At 73.0% G+C, this 23,903-nt stretch carries 24 protein-coding genes and 2 pseudogenes; 13 read left to right on the top strand and 13 right to left on the bottom strand.

What is annotated here, in order from left to right:
- Positions 1 to 12 precede the first annotated feature (12 nt).
- From ABZ135_RS27755 to ABZ135_RS27745, 3 genes and pseudogenes are all read right to left on the bottom strand, one after another.
- Positions 13 to 981: pseudogene (locus ABZ135_RS27755) on the bottom strand (WYL domain-containing protein); the annotation flags it as partial.
- Entirely contained in the window at positions 978 to 2,414 is a 1,437-nt protein-coding gene (locus ABZ135_RS27750) for an MFS transporter (protein WP_356699235.1), read from the bottom strand. The pseudogene ABZ135_RS27755 and the gene ABZ135_RS27750, both read right to left, overlap by 4 nt.
- A 99-nt stretch (positions 2,415 to 2,513) precedes the next feature.
- Positions 2,514 to 2,999, bottom strand: coding sequence for a MarR family winged helix-turn-helix transcriptional regulator (locus ABZ135_RS27745; protein ID WP_356699234.1), 486 nt, complete (start codon positions 2,997 to 2,999; stop codon positions 2,514 to 2,516).
- 200 nt (positions 3,000 to 3,199) lie between these two features.
- On the opposite strand from ABZ135_RS27745, the gene ABZ135_RS27740 reads away from it, so the two are divergent.
- Entirely contained in the window at positions 3,200 to 3,721 is a 522-nt protein-coding gene (locus tag ABZ135_RS27740) for an HAD domain-containing protein (RefSeq protein ID WP_356699232.1), read from the top strand.
- 21 nt (positions 3,722 to 3,742) lie between these two features.
- Here ABZ135_RS27740 and ABZ135_RS27735 read toward each other — a convergent pair whose 3' ends face one another.
- A complete protein-coding gene (locus ABZ135_RS27735) occupies positions 3,743 to 4,228 on the bottom strand; it encodes a VOC family protein (RefSeq protein WP_356699230.1) in 486 nt (161 codons plus the stop codon).
- 10 nt (positions 4,229 to 4,238) lie between these two features.
- Positions 4,239 to 4,655, bottom strand: a complete 417-nt coding sequence (locus ABZ135_RS27730) for a helix-turn-helix transcriptional regulator (RefSeq protein WP_356699335.1) — start codon at positions 4,653 to 4,655, stop codon at positions 4,239 to 4,241.
- 224 nt (positions 4,656 to 4,879) lie between these two features.
- Here ABZ135_RS27730 and ABZ135_RS27725 point away from each other — a divergent pair, with 224 nt between their 5' ends.
- On the top strand, positions 4,880 to 7,240 hold the full coding sequence (locus ABZ135_RS27725) for an excinuclease ABC subunit UvrA (protein ID WP_356699229.1): 2,361 nt from the start codon (positions 4,880 to 4,882) through the stop codon (positions 7,238 to 7,240).
- On the opposite strand, the gene ABZ135_RS27720 is transcribed toward ABZ135_RS27725, so the two are convergent.
- Positions 7,225 to 8,202, bottom strand: a complete 978-nt coding sequence (locus ABZ135_RS27720; protein ID WP_356699228.1) for a helix-turn-helix domain-containing protein — start codon at positions 8,200 to 8,202, stop codon at positions 7,225 to 7,227. The two genes, ABZ135_RS27725 and ABZ135_RS27720, sit on opposite strands and share 16 nt — an antisense overlap.
- 71 nt (positions 8,203 to 8,273) lie before the next feature.
- Between ABZ135_RS27720 and ABZ135_RS27715 the strand changes: the two genes are divergently transcribed.
- Positions 8,274 to 9,323 (top strand): saccharopine dehydrogenase NADP-binding domain-containing protein, encoded by a 1,050-nt coding sequence (locus tag ABZ135_RS27715; protein ID WP_356699226.1) that lies wholly within the window; start codon positions 8,274 to 8,276, stop codon positions 9,321 to 9,323.
- Positions 9,313 to 9,858 carry a GNAT family N-acetyltransferase gene (locus ABZ135_RS27710; protein ID WP_356699224.1) on the top strand — a complete coding sequence of 182 codons (546 nt, stop codon included), beginning with the start codon at positions 9,313 to 9,315 and terminating at the stop codon, positions 9,856 to 9,858. Before ABZ135_RS27715 ends, ABZ135_RS27710 begins: the two co-directional genes overlap by 11 nt.
- A gap of 118 nt (positions 9,859 to 9,976) precedes the next feature.
- On the opposite strand, the gene ABZ135_RS27705 is transcribed toward ABZ135_RS27710, so the two are convergent.
- Positions 9,977 to 10,246, bottom strand: a complete 270-nt coding sequence (locus ABZ135_RS27705) for a hypothetical protein (RefSeq protein ID WP_356699222.1) — start codon at positions 10,244 to 10,246, stop codon at positions 9,977 to 9,979.
- Positions 10,247 to 10,299: 53 nt separating this feature from the next.
- Between ABZ135_RS27705 and ABZ135_RS27700 the strand changes: the two genes are divergently transcribed.
- Entirely contained in the window at positions 10,300 to 10,890 is a 591-nt protein-coding gene (locus ABZ135_RS27700; RefSeq protein WP_356699221.1) for a DUF4240 domain-containing protein, read from the top strand.
- A gap of 229 nt (positions 10,891 to 11,119) precedes the next feature.
- On the opposite strand, the gene ABZ135_RS27695 is transcribed toward ABZ135_RS27700, so the two are convergent.
- Together ABZ135_RS27695 and ABZ135_RS27690 are read right to left on the bottom strand one after the other, a co-directional pair.
- Positions 11,120 to 11,590, bottom strand: coding sequence for a DUF6228 family protein (locus ABZ135_RS27695; protein WP_356699219.1), 471 nt, complete (start codon positions 11,588 to 11,590; stop codon positions 11,120 to 11,122).
- A 33-nt stretch (positions 11,591 to 11,623) separates the two neighbouring features.
- A pseudogene (locus tag ABZ135_RS27690) lies at positions 11,624 to 11,734 on the bottom strand (DUF2199 domain-containing protein); the annotation flags it as partial.
- A 223-nt stretch (positions 11,735 to 11,957) separates the two neighbouring features.
- Here ABZ135_RS27690 and ABZ135_RS27685 point away from each other — a divergent pair.
- From ABZ135_RS27685 to ABZ135_RS27675, 3 genes are all read left to right on the top strand, one after another.
- Complete coding sequence (locus tag ABZ135_RS27685) at positions 11,958 to 12,350, top strand: helix-turn-helix transcriptional regulator (RefSeq protein WP_356699217.1); 393 nt, start codon at positions 11,958 to 11,960, stop codon at positions 12,348 to 12,350.
- A 13-nt stretch (positions 12,351 to 12,363) separates the two neighbouring features.
- The gene (locus ABZ135_RS27680; RefSeq protein WP_356699215.1) at positions 12,364 to 12,921 is read left to right on the top strand and encodes a hypothetical protein; all 558 of its coding nucleotides are present in this window, start codon (positions 12,364 to 12,366) and stop codon (positions 12,919 to 12,921) included.
- Positions 12,922 to 13,013: 92 nt separating this feature from the next.
- Positions 13,014 to 13,358, top strand: coding sequence for a DUF2516 family protein (locus tag ABZ135_RS27675; RefSeq protein WP_356699214.1), 345 nt, complete (start codon positions 13,014 to 13,016; stop codon positions 13,356 to 13,358).
- A 39-nt stretch (positions 13,359 to 13,397) separates the two neighbouring features.
- On the opposite strand, the gene ABZ135_RS27670 is transcribed toward ABZ135_RS27675, so the two are convergent.
- The 3 genes from ABZ135_RS27670 to ABZ135_RS27660 all read right to left on the bottom strand — a co-directional run bounded on the left by ABZ135_RS27670 (position 13,398) and on the right by ABZ135_RS27660 (position 16,990).
- Positions 13,398 to 14,660, bottom strand: coding sequence for a SpoIIE family protein phosphatase (locus ABZ135_RS27670; RefSeq protein WP_356699212.1), 1,263 nt, complete (start codon positions 14,658 to 14,660; stop codon positions 13,398 to 13,400).
- A gap of 214 nt (positions 14,661 to 14,874) precedes the next feature.
- Positions 14,875 to 15,936, bottom strand: coding sequence for an NlpC/P60 family protein (locus ABZ135_RS27665; protein ID WP_356699211.1), 1,062 nt, complete (start codon positions 15,934 to 15,936; stop codon positions 14,875 to 14,877).
- A 256-nt stretch (positions 15,937 to 16,192) separates the two neighbouring features.
- The gene (locus ABZ135_RS27660) at positions 16,193 to 16,990 is read right to left on the bottom strand and encodes a class I SAM-dependent methyltransferase (protein ID WP_356699209.1); all 798 of its coding nucleotides are present in this window, start codon (positions 16,988 to 16,990) and stop codon (positions 16,193 to 16,195) included.
- A gap of 261 nt (positions 16,991 to 17,251) precedes the next feature.
- On the opposite strand from ABZ135_RS27660, the gene mshA reads away from it, so the two are divergent.
- From mshA to ABZ135_RS27645, 3 genes are all read left to right on the top strand, one after another.
- Positions 17,252 to 18,625 carry a D-inositol-3-phosphate glycosyltransferase gene (gene mshA / locus ABZ135_RS27655; RefSeq protein WP_356699207.1) on the top strand — a complete coding sequence of 458 codons (1,374 nt, stop codon included), beginning with the start codon at positions 17,252 to 17,254 and terminating at the stop codon, positions 18,623 to 18,625.
- Positions 18,618 to 19,115 carry a YbjN domain-containing protein gene (locus ABZ135_RS27650; RefSeq protein WP_356699206.1) on the top strand — a complete coding sequence of 166 codons (498 nt, stop codon included), beginning with the start codon at positions 18,618 to 18,620 and terminating at the stop codon, positions 19,113 to 19,115. The genes mshA and ABZ135_RS27650 overlap by 8 nt, the downstream gene beginning before the upstream one ends.
- Before the next feature lie 123 nt (positions 19,116 to 19,238).
- Positions 19,239 to 20,936, top strand: a complete 1,698-nt coding sequence (locus ABZ135_RS27645) for a glycosyl hydrolase family 28-related protein (protein WP_356699204.1) — start codon at positions 19,239 to 19,241, stop codon at positions 20,934 to 20,936.
- On the opposite strand, the gene ABZ135_RS27640 is transcribed toward ABZ135_RS27645, so the two are convergent.
- Positions 20,923 to 22,281, bottom strand: a complete 1,359-nt coding sequence (locus ABZ135_RS27640; protein ID WP_356699202.1) for an MFS transporter — start codon at positions 22,279 to 22,281, stop codon at positions 20,923 to 20,925. The genes ABZ135_RS27645 and ABZ135_RS27640 overlap by 14 nt on opposite strands.
- Positions 22,282 to 22,407: 126 nt before the next feature.
- Between ABZ135_RS27640 and ABZ135_RS27635 the strand changes: the two genes are divergently transcribed.
- Complete coding sequence (locus tag ABZ135_RS27635) at positions 22,408 to 23,169, top strand: phosphoglyceromutase (RefSeq protein ID WP_356699201.1); 762 nt, start codon at positions 22,408 to 22,410, stop codon at positions 23,167 to 23,169.
- A 162-nt stretch (positions 23,170 to 23,331) separates the two neighbouring features.
- Positions 23,332 to 23,796 (top strand): GNAT family N-acetyltransferase, encoded by a 465-nt coding sequence (locus ABZ135_RS27630; RefSeq protein ID WP_356699199.1) that lies wholly within the window; start codon positions 23,332 to 23,334, stop codon positions 23,794 to 23,796.
- Positions 23,797 to 23,903: the final 107 nt, after the last annotated feature.

Here is a 23,903-nt window from a genome sequence, read left to right as displayed (position 1 = left end):
GGCGCCGACGCGGGCCAGGGCGGCGCGGGCCTCGGGCGGGTCGAGGAGCTCGATCCGGGCGCCGAGACCGGCGATCCGGGCGGCGACGGCCTCGGGGGAGGGCCCGTCGATCTCGACGGCGCTCCATCCGCTGTCCGGCTCCCGCGCCCCGTACCGGATCCGCCCGCCGAACAGGCCGTCCAGGAGGCCCTCGGTGCCGGGTGCGGCCCGGCCCCGTACGGTCGCCGCGACCATCCGGCCCTCCATGCGGGCGGCGAGGGCGCGCCAGGTGGTGGCGAGGTCGAAGTCCGGGGGCCGTACGACGGGTTCGCCGGTCTCGGTGACGGAGGTGACCCGGCCGATGCGGAAGGTGCGCAGGCCGTCCTCGGTGTCCGCCACGAGGTAGGGCAGGCCGGCCTTGGCGGCGATGCCGAGCGGGTGGACGAGCCGTTCCGCCGGGGCGCGGCCGGGGCGGGCGTAGCCGATGCGGACCTGGGTGCCGTCGACGACGGCGCGGCGGAGGGCGGCGAGGAAGGCGGGTTCGGCCCCGGGTGCGCCGGACCAGTCGGTGGTGTCGGTGACCCCGGCCCGGGCGGCGGCCTCGGCGCCGGGGCGCAGAGGGGCGGGCAGGGCGCGGACGAGTTTGCGCAGGGCGGTGCGGGTGCCGAGGCCGTCGTCCGGATCGGCGCCGGTCCCGGTGTTGGCGGCGGTGCCGGTGCCGGTGCCGGTGCCGGTGCCGGTGAGGCTTCCCGCGAGGAGGAACAGGGCGCGGATCTCGGGGGCGGTGAGGCCGCTGAGGTCGGTCCGGGCGCCGCCGACGAGACGCCAGCCGCCGCCCTTCCCCGCCTGCGAGTAGACGGGGATTCCGGCGGCGGCCAGCGCTTCGAGGTCACGGCGGGCGGTGCGCTCCGACACCTCCAGTTCGGCGGCGAGTTCGGCGGCGGTGACGACGTCCCTGGTCTGGAGGAAGAGCAGGGCGGCGACGAGACGGTCGGCTCTCATGCCGCCATGGTGACCTCCGCGGCCTCCGGCCGTTCCCGGCGGGCCGGCTTCGGCGTACGGAGCAGGGTGAAGGCGACGGCGAAGGCGGCGACGAGGAGGCCGGCGCCGACGGCGAAGGCGAGGTGGTAGCCGCGGGTGAGGGCCTCGGCGACGGGCCGGCCGGCGGCGGTGAGGGACTCGGTGCGGGCGGCGGCCAGGGTGGACAGGACCGCGATGCCGACGGCCATGCCGATCTGCTGGGTGGTGTTGAACAGGCCGGAGGCCAGGCCCGCGTCCTCCTCCTTCGCGCCGGACATGCCGAGCGCGGTCAGGGCGGGCAGCGCGAGCCCGAAGCCGGCGGCCAGCAGCATCACCGGCAGCAGGTCGACGGCGTAGGAGGCGTGGACCGGGAGGCGGGTGAGCAGCCCGAGCACGCCCACGAGCAGGACGAGTCCGGTGAGCAGGACGTTCCGCTCGCCGAAGCGGGCGATGAGGCGGGTGGACAGGCCGAGGGAGACCGCGCCGATGACGGCCGCGGCGGGCAGCATCGCGAGGCCGGTCTCGGCGGCGCCGTAGCCCCGGACCTTCTGGAGGTAGAGGGCGACGAGGATCTGGAAGGAGAACAGCGCGGCGACCATCAGCATCTGGACGAGGTTGGCGCCGGCGACCGCCCGGGAGCGCAGTACGCGCAGCGGCATCAGGGGGTGCGCGGCGGTGGCCTGGCGGACGAGGAAGCCGGCGAGCAGGGCGAGCGCGAGGGCGCCGAGGCCCAGGGTGTGGGCCGAGGAGGCCCCGTACTCCTCGATCTTGACGACGGCGTAGATGCCGGTCGTCAGGCCGCTCGTGACGAGCAGGGCGCCGAGGACGTCCGCGCCGCCTTGGGCTGCGGCCGGGCGGTCGGCGGGAAGGGCGGGCAGGGCGACGAGCAGGGCGGCGGCGCCGATCGGCAGGTTGATGAAGAAGATCCAGTGCCAGGTGAGGGCGTCGGTGAGGAGACCGCCGAGGACCTGGCCGAGGGAGGCGCCGACGGCGCCGGTGAAGCTGAACACGGCGATGGCCTTGGCGCGTTCGCGGGGTTCGGTGAAGAGGGTGACGAGGATGCCGAGGCCGACGGCGGAGGCCATCGCGCTGCCGACGCCCTGGAGGAAGCGGGCGGCGATCAGGACTCCGGGCGAGGCGGCGAAACCGGCGAGCACCGAGGCGGCGGTGAAGACGCCGGTGCCGGCGAGGAACATCCGCTTGCGGCCGAGGAGGTCGCCGAGGCGGCCGGAGAGGAGGAGCAGGGCCCCGAAGGCGATGAGGTAGGCGTTGACGACCCAGCTCAGTCCGGCCGGGGTGAAGCCGAGGTCCGCCTGGATGGCGGGCATGGCCACGGTGACGATGCTGCCGTCGAGGATCGTCATGAGCAGGGAACTGGCGAGGACGGCGAGGGCGGTCCAGCGGGAGGTGCGCACAGCGGTTTCTCCTGTCGGTGGGCGACAGGAAGGACGCTAGCAGATAGTTTTGTTGCAGACCATCTATCTCGGTCTGAGTGTGGGGCGCGGGCGGTGGGATTACGTGGCCTGGCGGGCCCTCCGGGCCGGGCGCGGCCCCTCGACCGGCGTCTCCAGATGGCCGGTGACCAGGCGGTTCAGGGCCCGCAACAGCACCTCGCGCTCCTCGTCCGGCAGCGAACCGAGCGCGCTCTGGTGCACCTCGTCGACGATCTTCTGGCTGCGCGCGGCGACCTTCGCGCCCTCCTCGGTCACGGCGATGATCCGCGCCCGCCGGTCCGTGCTCGACGGCCGCCGCTCGGCGAGCCCCGCCTTCTCCAGCGCGTCCACGGTCACCACCATCGTGGTCTTGTCCATGTCCCCGATCTCCGCGAGCTGCGCCTGCGTCCGCTCCTCCTCCAAGGCGTGGACGAGCACGCAGTGCATACGCGCGGTCAGCCCGATCTCGGCGAGCCGGGCGGCCATCTGCGTGCGCAGCACGTGGCTGGTGTGGTCGAGGAGGTAGGAGAGGTCGGGTTCGGTGCGGGCGGGTGCCATGGCGGTCATGCGGCCAGGGTAACGAGAAAAGGTCCGTTGCGGACGATCGGCCCTTGCTACGCCTCGGGCCCGCATCCGCTGGGCCGGGGGCCCGTCGGCCCCGGCCAGGGGCCGCCCCCGCTGGGCCCGGGCCCGCCAGGTCCGGCCCGGGGCCGGCGGGCCCGGCTGGGCCCCCGCGTCCGCCCCCGCCGGTGCGGGATCCTGGCCCCATGCGACCCCTGCTCTTCCTGGACGTCGACGGGCCCCTGATCCCCTTCGGCGGTTCGGCGCCCCACCGCGCGTACGCCCCCGAGCCGTCCCCGGGCGCCCACCCGCTCCTGCACCGCGTGGACCCGGCGCACGGCCGGCGCCTCGCGGGCCTCGGCTGCGAGCTCGTGTGGGCCACGACCTGGGGCCGGGAGGCGAACGAGGTGCTGGCGCCCCGGCTCGGCCTCCCGCCGCTTCCGGTCGTGGAATGGCCGGACGAGGAGGACGAGGAGGACGAGGAGGACGAGGACGCCGGCGACGCTGCTGCGGCACGACTGCACTGGAAGACGCGGGCCCTCGCCGGCCGGGCCGCCGGGCGTCCGTACGTCTGGCTCGACGACGAGATCACCGGCGCCGACCGCGCCTGGGCCCGCGCCCACCACCCCGCCCCCGCCCTCCTCCACCGCGTCGACCCGGCGACCGGGCTCACGGCGGCGGACTACGCGGCGGTCGCCGCCTGGGTGGGGGACCGGGCGGCCGAGTAGGGGGCTCGGCCGCCCGAACGGTCAGCCCTTGCGCGGCTGGTTGAACCGCAGCATGTTGCCCGCCGGGTCGCGGAACGCGCAGTCGCGCACGCCGTAGGGCTGGTCCATGGGCTCCTGCAGCACCTCGCCGCCCGCCGCCCGGACCCGTTCGAAGGTGGCGTCCACGTCGTCCGTACGGAAGATCACGCCGCGCAGCATGCCCTTGGCGAGCAGCTCGGCGGCGGCCTGCCGGTCGGCGGCGGGGGCGTTGGGGTCGGCGAGCGGCGGCTCCAGGACGATCTCGACGTCCGGCTGCGTGGGCGAGCCGACGGTCACCCAGCGCATCCCCTCGAAGGAGACGTCGTTGCGGACCTCCAGGCCCAGCGCGTCGCGGTAGAAGGCGAGCGCCTTGTCGTGGTCGTCGACGGCGATGAAGCACTGGGCGAGGTTGATCGTGGTGGAGTTGGTGGCGTTGGTGGAGTTGGTGGCGTTGGCGTCGGTGTTGGCCTGGATGGCGTTGGTGTTCATGCCGTCGACGCTACGAGGCAGCCGGGTTTTCCGCTTCTCCGTTCCTGACCGGTCCGTCGGCACCCTGCCCCGCCGCCCGCGACGCCCGCGTCGGGCGGGTCAGATACATCGCCACGCACCCCGGGATCGCCGCTCCCGCCTCGTGGTTCCGCGCCCGGTACGCGCTCGGGCTCTCGCCGACCAGCTCCGTGAACCGCGTGCTGAACGACCCCAGCGACGTACAGCCCACCGCGAAGCAGACCTCCGTCACGCTCAGGTCGCCGCGCCGCAGCAGCACCTTCGCCCGCTCGATGCGCCGGGTCATGAGGTAGCCGTACGGGGTCTCCCCGTACGCGGCCCGGAAGCTGCGCGAGAAGTGCCCCGGGGACATCAGCGCGGCCCGGGCCAGGGCCGGGACGTCCAGCGGCTCCGCGTAGTCGCGGTCCATTATGTCGCGGGCCCGTCGCAGCCGGGCCAGGTCGTCGAGCGTCGGCGTCACGCCCCCACCCTGTCACGCCCCCACCCTGCCACGCTCCCGCACGGGCGCGCCGCGCACGGGCCCGTCAGGACGCGCACGGGCCCGTCAGGACGCGCACGGGTCCGTCAGGAATCGAGAAGCACGGCCGCCCGCCCCCGCCTAGCCTGGCTCCCAGGACACGAGCAGGGAGAATCATGAGCAGGACGCACGCCGCCGACAGCCACGACATGATCCGCGTGCACGGCGCCCGCGAGAACAACCTCAAGGACGTCAGCATCGAGCTCCCCAAGCGCCGGCTGACCGTCTTCACCGGCGTGTCCGGTTCGGGCAAGAGCTCCCTGGTCTTCGACACGATCGCCGCCGAGTCGCAGCGGCTGATCAACGAGACGTACAGCGCCTTCGTCCAGGGCTTCATGCCCACCCTCGCCCGCCCCGACGTCGACGTCCTCGACGGTCTGACGACCGCGATCACCGTCGACCAGCAGCGGATGGGCGGCGACCCGCGCTCCACCGTCGGCACCGCCACCGACGCCAACGCCATGCTGCGGATCCTCTTCAGCCGGCTCGGCACGCCGCACATCGGCGGCCCCAAGGCATTCTCCTTCAACGTCGCCTCCATCAGCGGCGCCGGCGCGGTCACCGTCGAGAAGAGCGGCCGGACCGTGAAGGAGCGGCGCAGCTTCAGCATCACCGGCGGCATGTGCCCGCGCTGCGAGGGCCGCGGCTCGGTCTCCGACATCGACCTGAGCGCGCTGTACGACGACTCCAAGTCGCTCGCCGAGGGGGCGCTCACCATCCCCGGCTACACCATGGACGGCTGGTACGGCCGGATCTTCGCCGGCAGCGGCTTCTTCGACATGGACAAGCCGATCCGCCGCTACACCAAGCGCGAGCTGAACGACCTGCTCCACCGGGAGCCCACCAAGATCAAGGTCGAGGGCATCAACCTCACCTACGAGGGTCTGATCCCCAAGCTCCAGAAGTCGATGCTGTCGAAGGACATCGACTCCCTCCAGCCGCACATCCGCGCCTTCGTGGAGCGCGCGGTCACCTTCGCCACCTGCCCCGACTGCGAGGGCACCCGGCTCAACGAGGGGGCCCGCTCCTCGAAGATCGGCAAGGTGAGCATCGCCGACGCCTGCGCGATGCAGATCAGCGACCTGGCCGAGTGGGTCCGGGGCATCGAGGACCCGTCGGTCGCGCCGCTGCTCGCCACGCTCCAGCAGACCCTGGACTCCTTCGTCGAGATCGGACTCGGCTATCTCGCGCTCGACCGGCCGTCCGGCACGCTGTCCGGCGGCGAGGCGCAGCGCGTCAAGATGATCCGCCACCTCGGCTCCTCGCTCACGGACGTCACGTACGTCTTCGACGAGCCGACCACCGGACTGCACCCGCACGACATCCAGCGGATGAACGACCTGCTGCTACGGCTGCGCGACAAGGGCAACACGGTGCTCGTGGTGGAGCACAAGCCGGAGACGATCGCGATCGCCGACCATGTCGTCGACCTCGGCCCGGGCGCCGGTACGGCCGGCGGCAGCGTCTGCTTCGAGGGCACCGTCGCCGGGCTGCGCAAGAGCGGCACCGTCACCGGCCGGCACTTCGGCGACCGCGCCTCCCTGAAGAAGTCGGTGCGCGAGCCGAGCGGTGTCCTGGAGATCCGCGGGGCGACGGCGAACAACCTGCGGAACGTCGACGTGGACGTCCCGCTCGGCGTCCTCACCGTCGTCACCGGTGTCGCCGGCTCCGGCAAGAGCTCGCTGGTGCACGGCTCGATCCCGGCGGGCGCGGGCGTCGTCTCGGTCGACCAGGGCCCCATCCGCGGTTCGCGGCGCAGCAACCCGGCGACGTACACGGGCCTCCTGGAGCCGATCCGCAAGGCGTTCGCCAAGGCCAACGGGGTCAAGCCGGCCCTGTTCAGCGCCAATTCGGAGGGCGCCTGCCCCACCTGCAACGGCGCCGGGGTCGTCTACACCGACCTGGCGATGATGGCGGGCGTCGCCACGGTCTGCGAGGAGTGCGAGGGCAAGCGGTTCCAGGCCGCGGTGCTCGAATACCGCTTCGGCGGCCGGAACATCGCCGAGGTGCTCGCCATGCCGGTGAGCGAGGCGGAGCGTTTCTTCGGCGAGGGGGAGGCCCGCACGCCCGCCGCCCACCGCGTTCTGGAGCGGCTCGCCGACGTCGGCCTCGGCTACCTCACCCTCGGGCAGCCGCTCACCACGCTGTCCGGCGGCGAGCGGCAGCGGCTGAAGCTGGCCACGCACATGGGCGAGAAGGGCGGGATCTACGTGCTCGACGAGCCGACCGCCGGTCTGCACCTGGCGGACGTGGAGCAACTGCTCGGGCTGCTCGACCGGCTTGTGGACTCCGGCAAGTCGGTGATCGTCGTCGAGCACCACCAGGCGGTCATGGCGCACGCCGACTGGATCATCGACCTGGGCCCGGGCGCCGGTCACGACGGCGGCCGGATCGTCTTCGAGGGCACCCCGGCCGACCTGGTCGCCGCCCGCTCCACCCTCACCGGCGAGCACCTCGCGGACTACGTCGGCGCCTGATCCCCACGCCGGCCGGACGCCCGTACGCGGAAGGTGCGGCGGTACGTGTCCGGCGGCACCCCGACCGTACGGGCGAAGTGCCGGCGCAGCGTCGTGGCGGTCCCCATCCCGGTGGCCGCCGCGATGCGTTCGACGCCGTCGTCGGTGGCCTCCAGGAGCTCCTGGGCGCGGCGGACGCGCTGGGCGAGCAGCCAGCGCAGCGGGGTGGTGCCGGTGACGGCGTGGAAGTGGCGGGCCAGTTGACGGGAGCTCATCCCGGCCCGGCGGGCCAGGTCCTCCACGGTCAGCGGCCGGTCGAGCCGTTCCATGACCCAGGGGAACAGCACGTCGAGCGGGTGGTTGCCGGGCGCGGGGACCGGGGTGGTGACGAACTGGGCCTGGCCGCCGTCCCGGTGCGGCGGCACGACGAGCCGGCGGGCCACCGTGTTGGCGACGGCCGAGCCGTGGTCGAGGCGGACGAGGTGCAGGCACAGGTCGAGGGCGGCGGCCTTGCCGGCGGAGGTGAGCACGCTGCCCTCGTCCACGTAGAGCACGTCCGGGTCCACCGTCACCCGGGGGTGGCGGGCGGCCAGGACGTGGGTGTGCGCCCAGTGCGTGGTGGCCCGGCGGCCGTCGAGCAGGCCGGCGGCGGCGAGCACGAACGCGCCGGTGCACAGCGAGGCGACGCGGGCGCCGGCCTCGTGCGCGGCGCGCACGGCGTCGACGAGTTCGGCGGGCGGGGCGACGTCGACGTCGGCCCAGCCGGGGACGACGACGGTACGGGCGTACGGCAGCCGGTCGAGCCCCTGGTCGGGTGCGAGCAGGAAGCGCCCGGCGCGGACCGGGCCGGGCCCGCAGACGGTCAGGTCGTACTCGCTGCCGCCGAACACCTCGGAGGCGACGGCCAGTTCGAAGTGGAGCATGCCGTCGGTGACGGCGAGGGCGAGGGAGGGCGTGGCGGTGGGGGCGTCCCGGGAGACCATGTCGGAAACTGTACGGGGTACGTCGTTTCCGACACTCACGGTGCGAGGCCGCCGGTCGCGAGGATGACGGCATGACGATCGAGCAGACAGTGGTGGTGTACGGCGCCTACGGACACACGGGCCGTTTCGTGGTGGCGGAGCTGCGGGAGCGCGGCTTCGTCCCGGTGCTCTCGGGCCGTGACGAGCGGAAGCTGAAGGAGACGGCCGACGGCCTGGAGGTGCGCTCGGCGGCGGTCGACGACCCGGCGGCCCTCGACCGGGCCCTTGCGGGTGCGGCGGCCGTGATCAACTGCGCGGGCCCGTTCGCGACGACGGCCGGGCCCCTGATCGAGGCGGCCCTGCGGGCGGGGATCCCGTACGTGGACGTGGCGGCCGAGATCGAGGCCAACGCCGACACGTTCGCGCACTACGGGGAGCGGGCCCGCGCCGCGGGTGTGCCGGTGCTCCCGGCGATGGCCTTCTACGGGGGCCTCGGCGACCTGCTCGCCACCGCGGCGATGGGCGACTGGACCGAGGCCGACGAGGTCCATGTCGCGTACGGCCTGGACAACTGGCACCCGACGGCGGGGACCCGCGCGGCGGGGGCGGTCTCGCGCGAGCGGCGCGGCGGCCGGCGTCCGGTCCACACGGGCGGCCGCCTGAGCTACCGGGACGACGCCCCGCCGACGCTGGAGTGGGCGTTCCCGGCGCCGATGGGGCCCAGGGCGGTGATCGGCGAGTTCACGATGGCGGACGTGGTGACCGTGCCGAGCCATCTCGCCGTCCCCGAGGTGCGCACGTACATGACGACGGAGGCGGCCGGCGACCTGGCGGCCGCCGACACCCCGCCGCCGGTCCCGGCCGACGCGAGCGGCCGGTCCGACCAGACCTTCCTCGTGGACGTGCGGGTCCGCGCCGGTGCCGAGGAGCGCCGCGCGGTGGCGACCGGCCGGGACATCTACGCCGTGACGGCTCCCCTGGCGGTGGAGGCCGTCGCCCGCCTCCTCACCGGCCGCACCCGCGCCCCGGGCGGTGGTGTCCGCTCGGCGGGAGCCCTCTTCGACGCCCCGGACTTCCTGCGCGCGCTGGCCCCGCACGTGCGGGTGACCGTCAGCGGGGCAGGATGGACGGATGCGGCTTGACGTACCCGAACTCCCCGCGCCCGGGGGACTGGCCCTGCGGCCCTGGCGGCTGACGGACCTTCCGCTCGTCGCCGAGGCCGCGGAGGACCCGTACATCCCCCTGATCACGACGGTCCCCTCGCCGTACTCCGAGGCCGAGGGCGTCGCCTTCGTGGAGCGCCAGTGGTCCCGGGCGACCACCGGCGCGGGCTACCCCTTCGTCATCGTCTCCGCCGCCGGCCGCCCCCTCGGCACCATCGGCCTCTGGGTCCGCGACCTCCCGCAGGGCCGCGCCTCCCTCGGCTACTGGCTGGCCGCCTCGGCCCGCGGCCACGGCGCCGCCGCCTCCGCACTGACCGCCGTCACCGCCTGGGCCCTGGACGAGCTCCGCGTCCCCCGCCTCGAACTCCACATCGAACCCTGGAACACACCCTCCCTCCACACCGCCGAACGCGCCGGCTTCCGCCGCGAGGGCCTGCTGCGAAGCTGGCAGGAGGTGGGCGGCGAGCGGAGGGACATGTACGTGTACGCGCTTGTCTCGTCTGAGGGAAGGTGAATCACGGCGAGGCCGTGACCAGGAAGGTTCCCGATGTCGTCCCAGCCGTTCGGGAAGGCGACGTGGAGAACCTGGCCGGGAACGCGGTCAGCATGTGGAAGGACGTCTTGCCGACGTTTCATGCGTCCGAACCGTTGTGCTCATTCGGGTCGGCGTCCGGGACCGGACGAAGCCTGCGGAGGGCTGCTTCCAGACGTTCGGCGTAGTTCGCTGCGAAGATCCCGGGTAGCGACTTGTCGAGCGTTCCGGCGATGCGGTGAAGGGGTGCCCAGACCGCCGCATCGTCGACGAGCCGGCTGAGTTCCGTCATCTGCACTCGCTCCAGCCAGTGCGACAGGACCAGCGCCTCGTCCGGGGTGAGTTGGATGATGATCTCCGGATCCTCCACCGCTCGACCGTACTGGACCATGTGTTGTCAGAGGTGCCTGGGACAGTGCCGCCGTGGACATCGATTCCTTCTGGGAGCTCATCGAGGAGTGCCGGCGGCAGGCACAGGGGCCGGACGAACGGCTCGTGTGGCTGCGTGGCGCACTGTCGCGAAGGTCGCCGGCAGAGGTCGTGCAGTTCCAGGTGCGTTTGGACGAGGTGACGCAGGAAGCGTTCACGTGGGACCTGTGGGCAGCCGCGGACCGGATCTTCGGCGGCTGGTGTTCGGACGACGGGTTCTGCTATTTCGGCCTGTGGATGGTGAGTCTCGGCCGGGAAGCGTTCTTCCAAGCGGTGGCGAACCCCGATGTCCTGGCCGACACCCCGGAGGTCCAGGACCTGGTGGGCCGTCCGCGGGAGATGTGGAACGACGACTGGCCGGATTGGGAGTCGCTCGACTACGTCGCCATGGAAGCGTATGGGACCCTGACCGGTGCCGACGACGAGTGCGGCGAAGCGTTCTACGAAGCCGTGGACGCTGAGCAGGGCGACGGAGCGGGAAGCTTCGAGCCGCTCGGTGAGCGGTGGGACGTGCGATGCGAGGACGAGGCAGCACGCAGGCTGCCGAGACTGAGCGCGATGTTTCCCCTCCGGCCGCTCACCTAGAAGGGAAGTTCGTCGGCTTCGGGGAGTTCGGCGCGCATGAATGACCTCGGGAGCTCACGAATCAGCTTCTCGGAGCGCGCAGGCGTTGGGCGAAATCACGGACGAAGTCGCAGGCCCGCCACCTGTCGCGTATCCCGCCGCGCAGATCCGGAGCCGCGTCGAAAGACCCTTCCATGGCGCCGTCGGTACAGGGCCGTGAGCTGCGCCAGGTCTGCTGAGTCTCTCCGGCTCATCCCGGTGAGCGCGGGACATGACCCCCGGCGAGGAAGTGCCGGAGATCGGATGTGAAGGACGACATCTGCTCGCCGGCCTCCAGCCACGTGGTCACCGAGGTGCTCCAGTCGCCCGCCGCGCTCCCCCAGGGGCGGAGGGTCCAGGTCAGGCCGACGTAGCCGCCGGAGCGGAAGACGGCCGAGACGGCGAGGTCGCGGTCCATGGTGTGCCAGCTCCGCTCGCCGTCCCATCCCCTGTAGTCGGCCACGAGCTCGTCCAGGAACGTGGTGAGGTCGCTGTCCCAGGCCCAGGCGACCACCTCGTCGACACGTGCGGTCAGGCCAGGCGCACGGGTTTCGACGGCGTAGTGGACGGAGTCCTGGTCGAAGCTGAACCTGTCGCAGAACGTCACGCTCACGGATGAGTTGTCCTGGCAGCGGACGGTCACGCTGGGCTGGTCATCGAGGTGGCCTCCTGGGGATGTCATGCGCGGAACGCTAGGCCAGGGCTGCCTTGATCGTCATCCGGATTCGCCGCTGGCGCCGTGCAAGAGGGCCTCGCCGATCTCACGCACGCGGTCCATGGTGATGCCGACGCGCTGTTCGACAGCGAGCGGGTGGTCGGTGGGTTCGGAGGTGAATCCGAGATCGTTGGCCATGGGAGGGAGCCTAGTGATCTCACTCGTCTCGCTGCCCCCTTCGAAGGCGTCCGTGATGCGTTGTCCGGCTTCTTCGGGCGAGGACCTCACCTGAAGCGGCCCGCCGAGCGCGCTGCTCGCCGGTGACCGGGACACGTAACAGAACTATTGCAAGCGCCTGCTTGCAATAGTTAGCACCGGCTGGCATGGTCGAGGCATGGCTTCACTCAACGTCGGCAATCTCGGCGACTATCTCCGCGAGCAGCGGCGCACCGCGCAGTTGTCCCTGCGGCAGCTCGCCGAGGCCGCGGGGGTGTCGAATCCGTATCTGAGTCAGATCGAGCGGGGGCTGCGCAAGCCCAGTGCCGAGGTGCTGCAGCAGGTCGCGAAGGCCCTGCGGATCTCCGCCGAGACGCTGTACGTGCGGGCCGGGATCCTCGACGAGCAGGAGCGGGAGGAGCTGGAGACGCGGGCCGTCATCCTGGCCGATCCCTCGATCAACGAGCGGCAGAAGCAGGTGCTGCTCCAGATCTACGACTCCTTCCGCAAGGAGAACGCCGCCGAGAACGCTGCCGAGCAGGCCCAGCAGGCCCAGCCCACCGATACTTAGGAGGACCACGACCATGGCCATCATCGACGAACTGCGTACCCCCCTCTACTTCGCCGCCGGCACCGCCGACCTCGCCGTGCAGCAGGCCAAGAAGGTCCCCGGCCTGATCGAGCAGATCGCCGCCGAGGCGCCCGCGCGGATCGAGGCCGTCAAGAAGACGGACCCGAAGGCGGTGCAGGAGAAGGCGCAGGCGAAGTTCGCCGAGCTGGTGGGCGGCCTCGACACGGATCTGAAGAAGCTGGGCGAGCAGGCCCAGGACCTGGCCCTGCGCGGGGTCGGCGTCGCCGCCGAGTACGCGGTCAAGGCCCGCGAGAAGTACGAGGAGCTCGCCGCGCACGGCGAGGAGGCCGTCAGGGCATGGCGCGGCGAGGCCGCCGAGGAGATCACCGAGATCGCCATCGCCGTCGAGCCCGACCCGGAGCCGAAGGTCGCGACCGAGCCCAAGACCGAGGCCACGGCGGAGACCGGGACGGACGCCGAGGAGTCCGAGGCGAAGGCCGCGACGCGCCGGACCACCACCCGCAAGACGCCCGCCAAGAAGGCGGCCGCTGCCGAAGGCGCCGAGAAGTAGGCGGGTCCGGGCACCAAACCCGGTGTCCGGAGCGTTGTAACGGGTACCTTGGCCGCGAGGCGCAACACTCACTCACCTAGGCGGTGCTCAGCATGCTGGCGAACGGCTTCGACTCGATCCTGTCCCTGGTGACCTTCCTGGTCTTCACCGGCTTCGCCATCGCCGCGTTCGCCTTCGCCGCCACGGCGCGCGAGGACGCCTACCGCGCCGCCGACAAGCAGACGAAGAAGTTCTGGCTGATCCTGCTCGGCGTCAATCTGCTGCTCAACCTGCTGCTGCCGATGCTGTTCCTGCAGATCGCCGGACTGATCGCGGCCATCGTCTTCATGGTGGACGTGCGGCCCGCCCTGCGGGAGGTCACGGGCGGTGGCGGCGGACGGCGCGGCGGCGGTTCCAGCAGCGACGGCCCGTACGGCCCGTACAACGGCGGCCGGTGACGGACGGACGGACGAGACCGCGTGGGCGGGGCCCGGGGGTTATCCCCGGGCCCTGTCCCGTTCCAGGGCCAGGACGGCCACGTCGTCCGTCAGCTCTCCGCCGTTCAGCGAGCGGACCTCCGTCACGGCCGCGTCCAGGAGCTCCTCGCCCCGCAGTCCCTGCGTGAGCTGCCGGTTGATCATCTCGACCATCCCCTCCTGCCCGAGCCGCGGCGAGCCCGGACCCGCCGAGCGGCCCTCGATCAGGCCGTCGGTGTACATCAGCAGGCTCCAGGTCGCGCCCAGCTCCACCTGTCGGCGCGGCCAGCGGGCGCGCGGCAGCAGGCCGAGGGCCGGCCCGCTGTCCTCGTACGGCAGCAACTGCGCCGCCCGCCCGTGCCGGGCGATCAGCGGCGAGGGGTGGCCGGCCAGGCACAGCCCGGCCCGGCGGCCGTCGGGCGCGATGTCGACCGTGCACAGGGTCGCGAAGATCTCGTCGCTCTCCCGCTCGTGCTCCAGGACCTGCTGGAGGGTGGAGAGCAGCTCGTCCCCGCACAGTCCCGCGAAGGTCAGCGCGCGCCAGGCGATCCGCAGCTCCACGCCGAGCGCGGCCTCGTCGGGGCCGTGGCCGCAGACGTCGCCGATCATGGCGTGGACCGTGCCGTCGGGCGTGCGGACGGTGTCGTAGAAGTCGCCGCCGAGCAGCGCCCGGGACCGGCCGGGCCGGTAGCGGGCGGCAAAGCGCAGGTCGGAGCCCTCCAGGAGCGGTGTGGGCAGCAGCCCGCGCTCCAGGCGGGCGTTCTCCTGCGCGCGCAGCCGGGACTCGGCGAGCTTCACCTGTACGGCGTCGGCGCGCTTGCGCTCGACCGCGTACCGGATCGCGCGGCTGAGCAGCCGCCCGTCGAGCTCCTCCCGGAAGAGGTGGTCCTGCGCCCCGACGCGTACCGCCTCGGCGGCGAGCTCGGCGTCGGCGGACGCGGCGAGCGCGAGGACGGCGTGCCGCGGCGCGAGCCGCAGGATGTGCCGGAGCGGTGCGAGCGGGTCGTCCTCGGCCGAGCGCGGTGCGGGCAGGGCGAGGTCGACGAGGACGCAGTGCACGTCGTCGGTGAGGAGCCGCTCGGCCTCGGTGAGGTTGCGGGCGGTCCGGATGCGGACCCGCGTACCGGCCGCGTCGAGCAGCTCGGGTACGGCGAGGGCGCCGGCCGGGTCGTCCTCGACCACGAGCAGAGTGAGATCGGTCGCGGTGCCGGACGTGCCGGGTGTGCCGGACGTGCTGGACTGCGCGGCAGGATCGATTCTCTGTCGCGGGACGGGTACGGACATCGGTCTGGTCTTCCTTCCCTCCCCCCGAGGGCCGGGGACCGACCATAGCGGTACCGCGCACCGCTTTGGAATGGCGATCACCCTGTGAACCGCCACGGCGGTATGGCATATGCCACGGATGGGGAGGTAGCCGCCCCGCGGACGGCGTCCGAGGAGCCTCCGGACGCCCTCCGGACCGCCGTCGGGAGGATGAGGAACGTCACTCCGGCCGCACCTAGTCCGGCCGGACCACGCCCAGGATCTCCATCGAGCCGGCTCCCGCGAGGGTGACGTTCCGTCCGGGGCGCGGCGCGTGGACCATCATGCCGTTGCCGACGTACATCCCGATGTGGCTGGCGTCCTTGTAGTAGACGATCAGGTCGCCGGGCCGCATGTCCTCGACGTCCACGCGCGGCAGCAGCCGCCACTGCTCCTGCGAGGTGCGCGGGATGCGCCGGCCGGCGTCGGCCCACGCGGTCTGGGTGAGTCCCGAGCAGTCGTACGAGCCCGGGCCCTCGGCCCCCCACACGTACGGCTTGCCGATCTGCGCCGTCGCGAACTCCACGGCCCGCTTGCCCGCCGCGGTCGCGTTCGCGCTCCCACCCTTGAGGACGCCGGTGCCGAGCCAGGCGTTCTGCGCCCGGGAGCGTTCCTGCTCCTCCATGCGCAGCAGCCGGGCCCGCTCCTCGGCGGCGAGCTCGGACTCCAGCTTCTTCGCCGCCTCGATCTTGGCGTTGATCTCCTTCTTCGCCCGGGCCTGCCGGACCCGGTTCGCCTCCAGCTTCGTCCAGTTGACGCTCGCCTCGTTCGCGTACGTGGTCAACTCGGCCTGGGTGCGGTTCATCTCGCCGAGCAGGTCCTTGGTGGCCTTGTGGCCCTCCTTGAGCCGGCCCGCGTTGTCGAGGAAGAGCTGGGGGTCGTCGGTGAGGACGAACTGGGCGCCGTCGGGCAGTCCGCCGTTGCGGTACTGCGCGCGGGCCGCGGCGCCGGCCCGCGCCTTGAGGTCCTCGATCCGCTCCCGGCCGGCCACGATCATCCGGGCCAGCTTCACGATCTCCTCGGACTGCGCCTCGGCCTTCTCCTCCGCGAGGTTGTAGGCGTCGGTGGCCGCCGCGGCCTGGCGGTAGAGGCCGTCGATCTCCTTGCGGACCTCTTCGAGGCTCTTCTTCGGCTGCTGCGGCGGAGGCGGGGGGAGCGGGGCGGCGGAGGCCGGGAGGGTGAGGGCGGGCGAGACGAGCACCGTCAGGGCGCAGACCACGGCGATCGCGGCGGCGATGGCATGGCGGCGTCGGTTCACAGGCTCCCCCTCAAGTGACCCATATCTGATTTACCGTCAGTAACTTGGCTATGACCTTGGTGATAGTGCCATGCGGGACGGCAAAACGACAGGGGAAAGCGGGTCCTGCCGGGTCACATCCCCCCACGGGGGACGAGCGTTGCGCCGCTCGCGTTCCCCATGCGGCGGAAATTCAGGGGAAGTTCGGCAGTCGGGAGGCCGGGCGGTCGGGGGCAGGGGGTCCGCTTGCGTGCGCGCCACCCGGGCGTCGCGCCCCTCAGGCGCGCGGAGCCAGCGCCTCCCACCGCACCGTCAGCTCGCCCTGCCGCCACCGTCGCGGCCCGTCCGTCAGCGGCCAGTCCGCCGCCAGGTCCCGCGCGGTGCGGATCCAGCGCTGCCGGGCGCCCAGCGAGGCGAACGGGGCCGCCGCCGCCCACGCCCGGTCGAAATCGCGCAGGAAGGCGTGCACCGGCTCGCCCGGGACGTTCCGGTGGATCAGCGCCTTCGGCAGCCGCTCCGCGAGGTCCGAGGGCCGGTCGAGCGAACCGAGCCGGGTCGCGAAGGTCACCGTCCGCGGCCCCGACCGGTCCAGCGCCACCCACACGTGCCGCCGCCCGATCTCGTCGCAGGTCCCCTCCACCAGCAGCCCCTCGGGCCCGAGCCGCGCGCACAGCCGCTGCCACACGGCGGCGACCTGCTCCTCGTCGTACTGCCGCAGCACGTTCGCCGCCCGGATCAGGGAGACCTCGCCGGGCACCGGCACCTCGAAGCCGCCGTGCCGGAAGGCCAGCCCCTCGTGCTCGTACGGCCGCGCCGCGGCGACCCGGGCCGGCTCGATCTCGATGCCGTAGAGGAGGGTGCGGGGCTCGGCGGCGCGCAGCCGGGCCAGGAGTTCCACGGCGGTCCAGGGCGCCGCCCCGTAGCCGAGGTCGACGGCGACCGGCGGCTGGGCGGACCGGCGCAGCGCCGGTCCGTGCACGGCGGCGATCCAGCGGTCCTGACGGCGCAGCCGGTTCGGGTTGGTCGTCCCACGGGTGACGGTGCCCAGGGGACGGGGGGTGGTGCGGGGGGCCATGGAACGAGCGTAAGGGGCACCGAAGCGCGCCCCGGCCCGCACCGAAGGGCGCCCCGGCCCGCGCCGGCGGGGCCCCCGGCCCGTGCAGGGGGCGGGCGACGCGCCGGATTCGTCGGTAATGAGTTGGCAAAACGCGCCCGGCGGTGGAAATGAAAGGGTGCATTCCGGTGTTGTCGCGCGTGGAGGACGCCGGTACGCCCTCCCCCTGCCATGCCCCAGGGTCCCGAGAGGGTCATGCCCGACAGCGGAAGGACCGCCGACGTGAGCCAGTACGTGTCCCGGTTCGCCGGCACTCTGGGGGCGGCGCCGCGGCTCCGGCTTCCCGGCCGGCCGCGCACCCCGCGCCGTGTCGCCATGCTCAGCGTCCACACCTCCCCGCTGCACCAGCCGGGCACCGGCGACGCCGGCGGCATGAACGTCTACATCGTGGAGCTGGCCAAGCGGCTCGCCGCGATCAACATCGAGGTGGAGATCTTCACCCGGGCCACCACCGGCGGCCTCGCCCCGGTCGTCGAGCTCGCGCCCGGCGTGCTCGTGCGGCACGTGGACGCGGGGCCGTACGAGGGGCTGGCCAAGGAGGAGCTGCCGGCCCAGCTCTGCGCCTTCACGCACGGCGTGATGCGGGCCTGGGCGGGCCACCGGTCCGGCCACTACGACCTGGTCCACTCCCACTACTGGCTGTCCGGCCACGTCGGCTGGCTCGCCGCCGAGCGCTGGGGCGTCCCGCTCGTCCACACCATGCACACCATGGCCAAGGTCAAGAACGCCTCGCTCGCGGAGGGCGACACGCCCGAGCCCGCCGCCCGCGTGATCGGCGAGACCCAGATCGTCGCGGCGGCCGACCGGCTCATCGCCAACACGGACGAGGAGGCCGACGAGCTCGCGCGGTTCTACGAGGCCGATCCCGCCAAGATCGCCGTGGTCCACCCGGGCGTGAACCTGGACCACTTCCGGCCCGCCGACGGCCGCGCCGCCGCCCGGGCCCGGCTCGGACTGCCCCGGGACGCCTTCATCCCCGCCTTCGCCGGCCGCATCCAGCCGCTCAAGGCCCCGGACATCCTGCTGCGGGCCGCCGCCCTGCTCCTGGAGCGCGACCCCTCGCTGCGCTCGCGCATGGTGGTGCCGGTGGTCGGCGGCCCCAGCGGCAGCGGCCTCGCCAAGCCGGAGGGGCTGCAGAAGCTGGCGGCGAAGCTGGGCATCTCCGACCTCGTCCGCTTCCACCCGCCGGTCGGCCAGGACCGGCTCGCCGACTGGTTCCGGGCGGCCAGCGTGCTCGTCGTGCCCTCGTACAGCGAGTCCTTCGGCCTGGTCGCCATCGAGGCCCAGGCGGCCGGCACCCCGGTCGTCGCGGCCGCGGTGGGCGGGCTGCCGGTGGCCGTGCGCGACGACGTCACCGGCTTCCTCGTCCAGGGCCACGACCCGGCGGACTACGCCCGCGCCCTCGGGCGCTTCGTCGACGACCCGCGGCTGTCCGACCGGATGGGCGCCGCCGCCGCCCGGCACGCGGCCTCCTTCGGCTGGGACACGGCGGCGTCGGGCACGGCGGACGTCTACACCGCCGCCGTGCACGACCACCGGCTGCGCGACCACCGGCCGCACGAGCACCGCCGTCGCGTACGCTCGCACCATGGCTGAGGACGTACGGCGGATCGTCGAAGACACCTTCAAGGACGCCGAGCTGGAGTGGGAGTCCCCCGAACCCGGCTCCTACGTGGTGAAGCTGCCGGGCACGCGCAAGCTCTTCACGACGCTCTCCCTGCGCGTGGGCCGCCACTCCCTCTCCCTCAACGCCTTCGTCGTCCGTCACCCGGACGAGAACGAGGCGGGCGTCCACCGCTGGCTGCTGGAGCGCAACCTCAAGCTGTACGGGGTGAGTTACGCGATCGACCAGCTCGGCGACATCTACCTGGCCGGCAAGCTGCCGCTGGCGGCCGTCACGCCGGAGGAGCTGGACCGGCTCCTCGGGTCCGTCCTGGAGGCGGCGGACGGCGACTTCAACACGCTGCTCGAACTGGGCTTCGCGACGGCGATCCGCCGGGAGTACGCGTGGCGGGTCTCGCGGGGCGAGTCGACGAGGAACCTCGACGCGTTCAGGAACCTGACCCAGAAGCCCAGCACCGACTGACGGTCGGCCGGCCCCTGTTCGACCTGCCCACCCCCTTCCCGTACGGGACGCGGGGTGCCATGCTCACGCCCGACGCGCATCTGGCATCTGAACACCATTCATGTATGTGAAGGGCTCAGGTTCATGGCACTCAGCAGAAGGCAGCTCGTCGGCGGGGCGGCGGCGGCCGTCACCGCGGCCGCAACCACCGCAACCACCGCAACCACCGCCACCGCCACCACCGCCACCGGATTCACGGCCCCGGCCCCGCCCCGCCCGCCGTACCCCTCCCTCTGGGCGGAGTACCTGGACGCCCCCTACACCCACCCCCAGATCCCCTACGTGGGCTCCGCCGGCGCCCACGGCGGCGCCGCCCGGCTCCCGCGGCCGCCCGTCGTCGCGAACGCCCTCTCCTACGGGGCCGACCCCGACGGCGCGGCGGACTCCGCCCCCGCCGTCAACCGCGCCCTCGCGGCGGCGGGGGAGCGGGGCGGGGGCACGGTGCTGCTGCCGCCCGGCACGTACCGCATCGACGACTACCTCCGCATCGGGGACAGCGGCGTCGTCCTGCGCGGCGCGGGCTCCGGCCGGACCACCCTGGTCGCCGGCCGCAGCCTGACCGAGCTGATCGGCCCCTACGGGTCCCGGTACGGCGGCGACAAGTCGGCCTGGTCCTGGGCCGGCGGCCTGATCTGGCTCTCGCCGCGCGCCCGCCACGCCTCCCTCCTGGCCGCCATACGGGAGCGGGCCTGGCCCTTCGAGGGCTGGACCGGCAACCGGCGCGACGAGTGGACCACCCTCACCACCGTCCGCCCGGCCCGCCGCGGCGACCGCACCGTCACCGTCGACGACCCCGCCGGCCTGCGCCGCGGCCGGCTCGTGCTGCTCCGGCTCGCCGACGACGCCGGGCACACCCTCCTGGAGCACATGGCGGGCGGCGGCCCCGGCCCCGAGGCGTACACCTGGGACGACAAGACCAAGCTGACCTCGTACGTCCCCTACGAGTGGCCCGTACGGATCACCCGGGTCGAGGGCCGCCGTGTCCACCTCGAACGCCCGCTGCCCCTCGACGTCCGCCCCGAGTGGGACCCCCGACTCGTCTCGGGGGTCACCCCGCTGACCGGCTCGGGGGTCGTCGGCCTCACCCTGGAGGCACCTCCGCTCCCGCAGGCCCCGCACCTGCTCGACCGCGGCTACAACGGCGTCACCTTCCAGTGCGCGTACGACTGCTGGGCCGAGGACGTGGTGGTCCGCCACGTCGACAACGGCTTCGGGCTCGTCGCCGCCTCCGCCTGCACGCTGCGCCGCACCCGCGTCGAGGGGCGCGGCTCCCACCACCCGTACTTCTGCCGGGAGGGCGCGCACGACAACCTCGTCGAGGACTTCCGCGTCGCGGCCCGTACCGTCCCCGCGCCGTCCGGCACACAGCTCCACGGCATCAACGTGGAGGGCCTGTCCAGCCACAACGTCTGGTCGCGCGGGGTGATGGAGATGGGCACCTTCGACACCCATCGGGGCATGCCCTTCGCCAACGTCCGCACCGAGATCACGGTCGAGAACAACGGCCGCCACGGCGGCGACGCCTCGGCGGGCCCGCTCTACGGGGCCCGGTTCGCCCACTGGAACGTGACGGTGACCAACGGCCGGGCGGGCCTGGTGAAGCTGGACACGGTCGCCCCGTACAGCGCGACCGTGGGCATCAGCGAGGTGCGGGAGTTCGACCAGACCGACGTGCCGGACTTCCCGGGCGAGCTCCACGCCCGCCTGGAGGCGTACGGCGCGCCCGGCGCCGTACGTCCCCGGAATCTCTACGAGGCGCAGCGCCGGTTCAGGAGGAGCTGACGGCGTCGGTGGCGGGAGCCGTGGTCCCGGTCTTGGCGACGGGGGCCGGGGCCGGGACCGGTTCGGGGGCCGGGTCGGGGGCCGGCGGTGCCGGCAGCGGGGCGTCCGGCACCGGGACGTCCTCCTCGGCGTGGGCGAGGGCGGACCGCAGCCGGGTCTGGTAGCCGAGGGCGGCGACGGCGCCGATCACCGCGCAGGCGGTCCACAGGACGTCGGGCCCGGGCCCGTCGACGACCCAGCCCGCCAGGATGGGGGCGACGAAACCGGCCACCGCCCAGGACATGCCCATCACGCCCGAGTAGCGGCCGCGGGCGTGCTCGGGGGCGAGCCGGGCGGTGGCGGCGGCGTTGGTGGGGACGTGGACCATCTCGCCGATCGTCCAGACGACGACGGTCGCGGCGAAGGCGAGGGAGCTGCCGGCCAGCGCGGTGGCGCCGGTGCCGACGGCGAAGAGGAGGGAGGAGACGGTCAGCAGCATCACCGGGGAACGCTTGTCGGTGATCTTGTTGACGAGGAGCTGGAAGCCGACGATCACGACACCGTTGACGGCGATGACCATGCCGTACGCGGAGGGGGCGAGCCCTTCCGACGTCATGGTGAGCGGCAGGCCGATCCAGGGCGCGGTGAAGACCAGGCAGACGAGCAGGTTGAGCGTCACCAGGGTGCGGAAGGGCGCGTCGCGCAGGACAGTGAGGACGCTGACCTTCTCCTCGGCGACGGCCTTGCCGGTCTCCTCGTCGACCTTGGACGCCGGCCGGGTCTCGGGCAGGCGGAGGAAGACGATCAGGGCGCACAGCGCGGTGGCGGCGGCGTCGACGACGAAGAGGGTGCGGTAGCCGAGGAAGATCGCGGCGCCGCCGCCGATGGCGGCGATGGCGAAGCCGAGGTTGAGGGCCCAGTAGTTGAGGGCGTAGGCCCGGCGCACCTCGTGGGCGGGGACGAGGTCGGCGATGGTGGCGTTGATGGAGGGCCGGACGCCCTGCATGGCGACGCCCATGAGGAGGACGACGAGGGCGACGCCCCAGGCGCTGGTGACGACGGCGAGCAGCAGGGCGCAGGTGGCGGCCGCCAGGTGCATGGTGACCATGGTGGGGCGGCGGCCCCAGCGGTCGGTGAGCATGCCGCCGAGCGGCGACCCCGCCACACCGCCGAGGCCGTGGAGGGCGACGACGAGCCCGGCGAACCAGGCGGAGTGGCCGAGCTCCTGGGTGAGGTAGAGGGACAGGAACGTCAGGACGAAGGCGCCGGTGCGGTTGACCAGCGTCGACAGCCACAGCCACCAGAAGCCGCCCGGAAGGCCGGAGACCGTCGCGCGTGCGGATCGCCTGAGCGAGTCGATGGACATGTGTGGCCGGCCCCCTGGTGCGTGTAAGTCCCTCATGCGGCGCTCGTAACTTACGCATCTCATACGCCGGACGCCAGCGAATTGACGGTGCGCGTCAATCGTCGACCGTCGTCTAGGCTCGGACGCATGGCCGACGCACCGTACAAGCTGATCCTCCTCCGCCACGGCGAGAGCGAGTGGAACGAGAAGAACCTGTTCACCGGCTGGGTGGACGTCAACCTCACCCCGAAGGGCGAGAAGGAGGCGGCGCGCGGCGGTGAGCTGCTGACGGACGCCGGTCTGCTCCCCGACGTGGTCCACACCTCCCTCCAGAAGCGCGCCATCCGCACGGCGCAGCTCGCGCTGGAGGCCGCCGACCGCCACTGGATCCCGGTCCACCGCTCCTGGCGCCTGAACGAGCGCCACTACGGCGCGCTGCAGGGCAAGGACAAGGCGCAGACCCTGGCCGAGTTCGGCGAGGAGCAGTTCATGCTCTGGCGCCGCTCGTACGACACGCCGCCGCCGGCCCTCGCCGACGACAGCGAGTTCTCCCAGGCCCACGACGCCCGCTACGCGACGATCCCGCCGGAGCTGCGCCCGCAGACCGAGTGCCTCAAGGACGTCGTCGAGCGGATGCTCCCCTACTGGTACGACGGCATCGTCCCCGACCTCCTCGCCGGCCGCACGGTCCTGATCGCCGCCCACGGCAACAGCCTGCGCGCCCTGGTCAAGCACCTCGACGGCATCTCGGACGCCGACATCGCGGGCCTCAACATCCCGACCGGCATCCCCCTCGCCTACGAGCTCGACGAGAACTTCAAGCCGCTGAACCCCGGCGGCACCTACCTCGACCCGGAGGCCGCGGCGGCGGCCATCGAGGCCGTGAAGAACCAGGGCAAGAAGAAGTAGCCCCACCCACCCGAACAAGCCCCCTCACCTGCGGTTTCGCCACCGGGAGGGGGCTTTTCGCCGCCCCGGGACCGGACGGGTGACGGTCCGGCGACTCCTGGACCCGTGATGCGCGCGTTTATGCGCGCGCGGTCATGACGGAGATCGTCTAGCGTGCGCGCCATGGCACCGCATCTGGAACCGGTCACCCCGGCCAACATCGACGCCGCCCTCGGCCTGAGCGTCCACCCGCATCAGAGGGACAACGTCGCCCCCGTCGTCCGTTCGCTCGCCGAGGCGTACGCGTACGGGGAGGCCGCCTGGCCGCGGCTGATCGTCGACGGGGAGGAGCTGGTCGGCTTCCTGATGGCCTTCGTCGACATCCCGTGGAACCCGGAGAAGGATCCGGCCGACCGGCGCAGCGGTCTGTGGCGGCTGAACATCGGGGCCGAGCACCAGGGCAAGGGCTACGGGCGGTTCGCCGTCGACGCCGTGCGCGAGGAGCTGCGGCGGCGCGGGACGACCGAGCTGTACGTGTCCTGGCACGACGGCGAGCACGGGCCGGGCGGCTTCTATCGGGGGCTGGGCTTCCGCGAGACCGGTGAGCTCGCCGGCGACCAGATCGTCGGCGTCCTCGCCCTCGCCTAGCCGCTCGGATCAGCACGGAGGCGCGGGCCCCGCCGGTGAGCGGTCTCGGTCTGGCCGAAGCCGTCCCGGATGGTGACGCCCCAGGCGCGGCGGACGGTCTCGATGAC

It is taken from the genome of Streptomyces sp. NPDC006339 (assembly GCF_040612775.1).
GTDB lineage: Bacteria > Actinomycetota > Actinomycetes > Streptomycetales > Streptomycetaceae > Streptomyces.
This window is presented reverse-complemented; position numbering and strand designations above follow the sequence as displayed.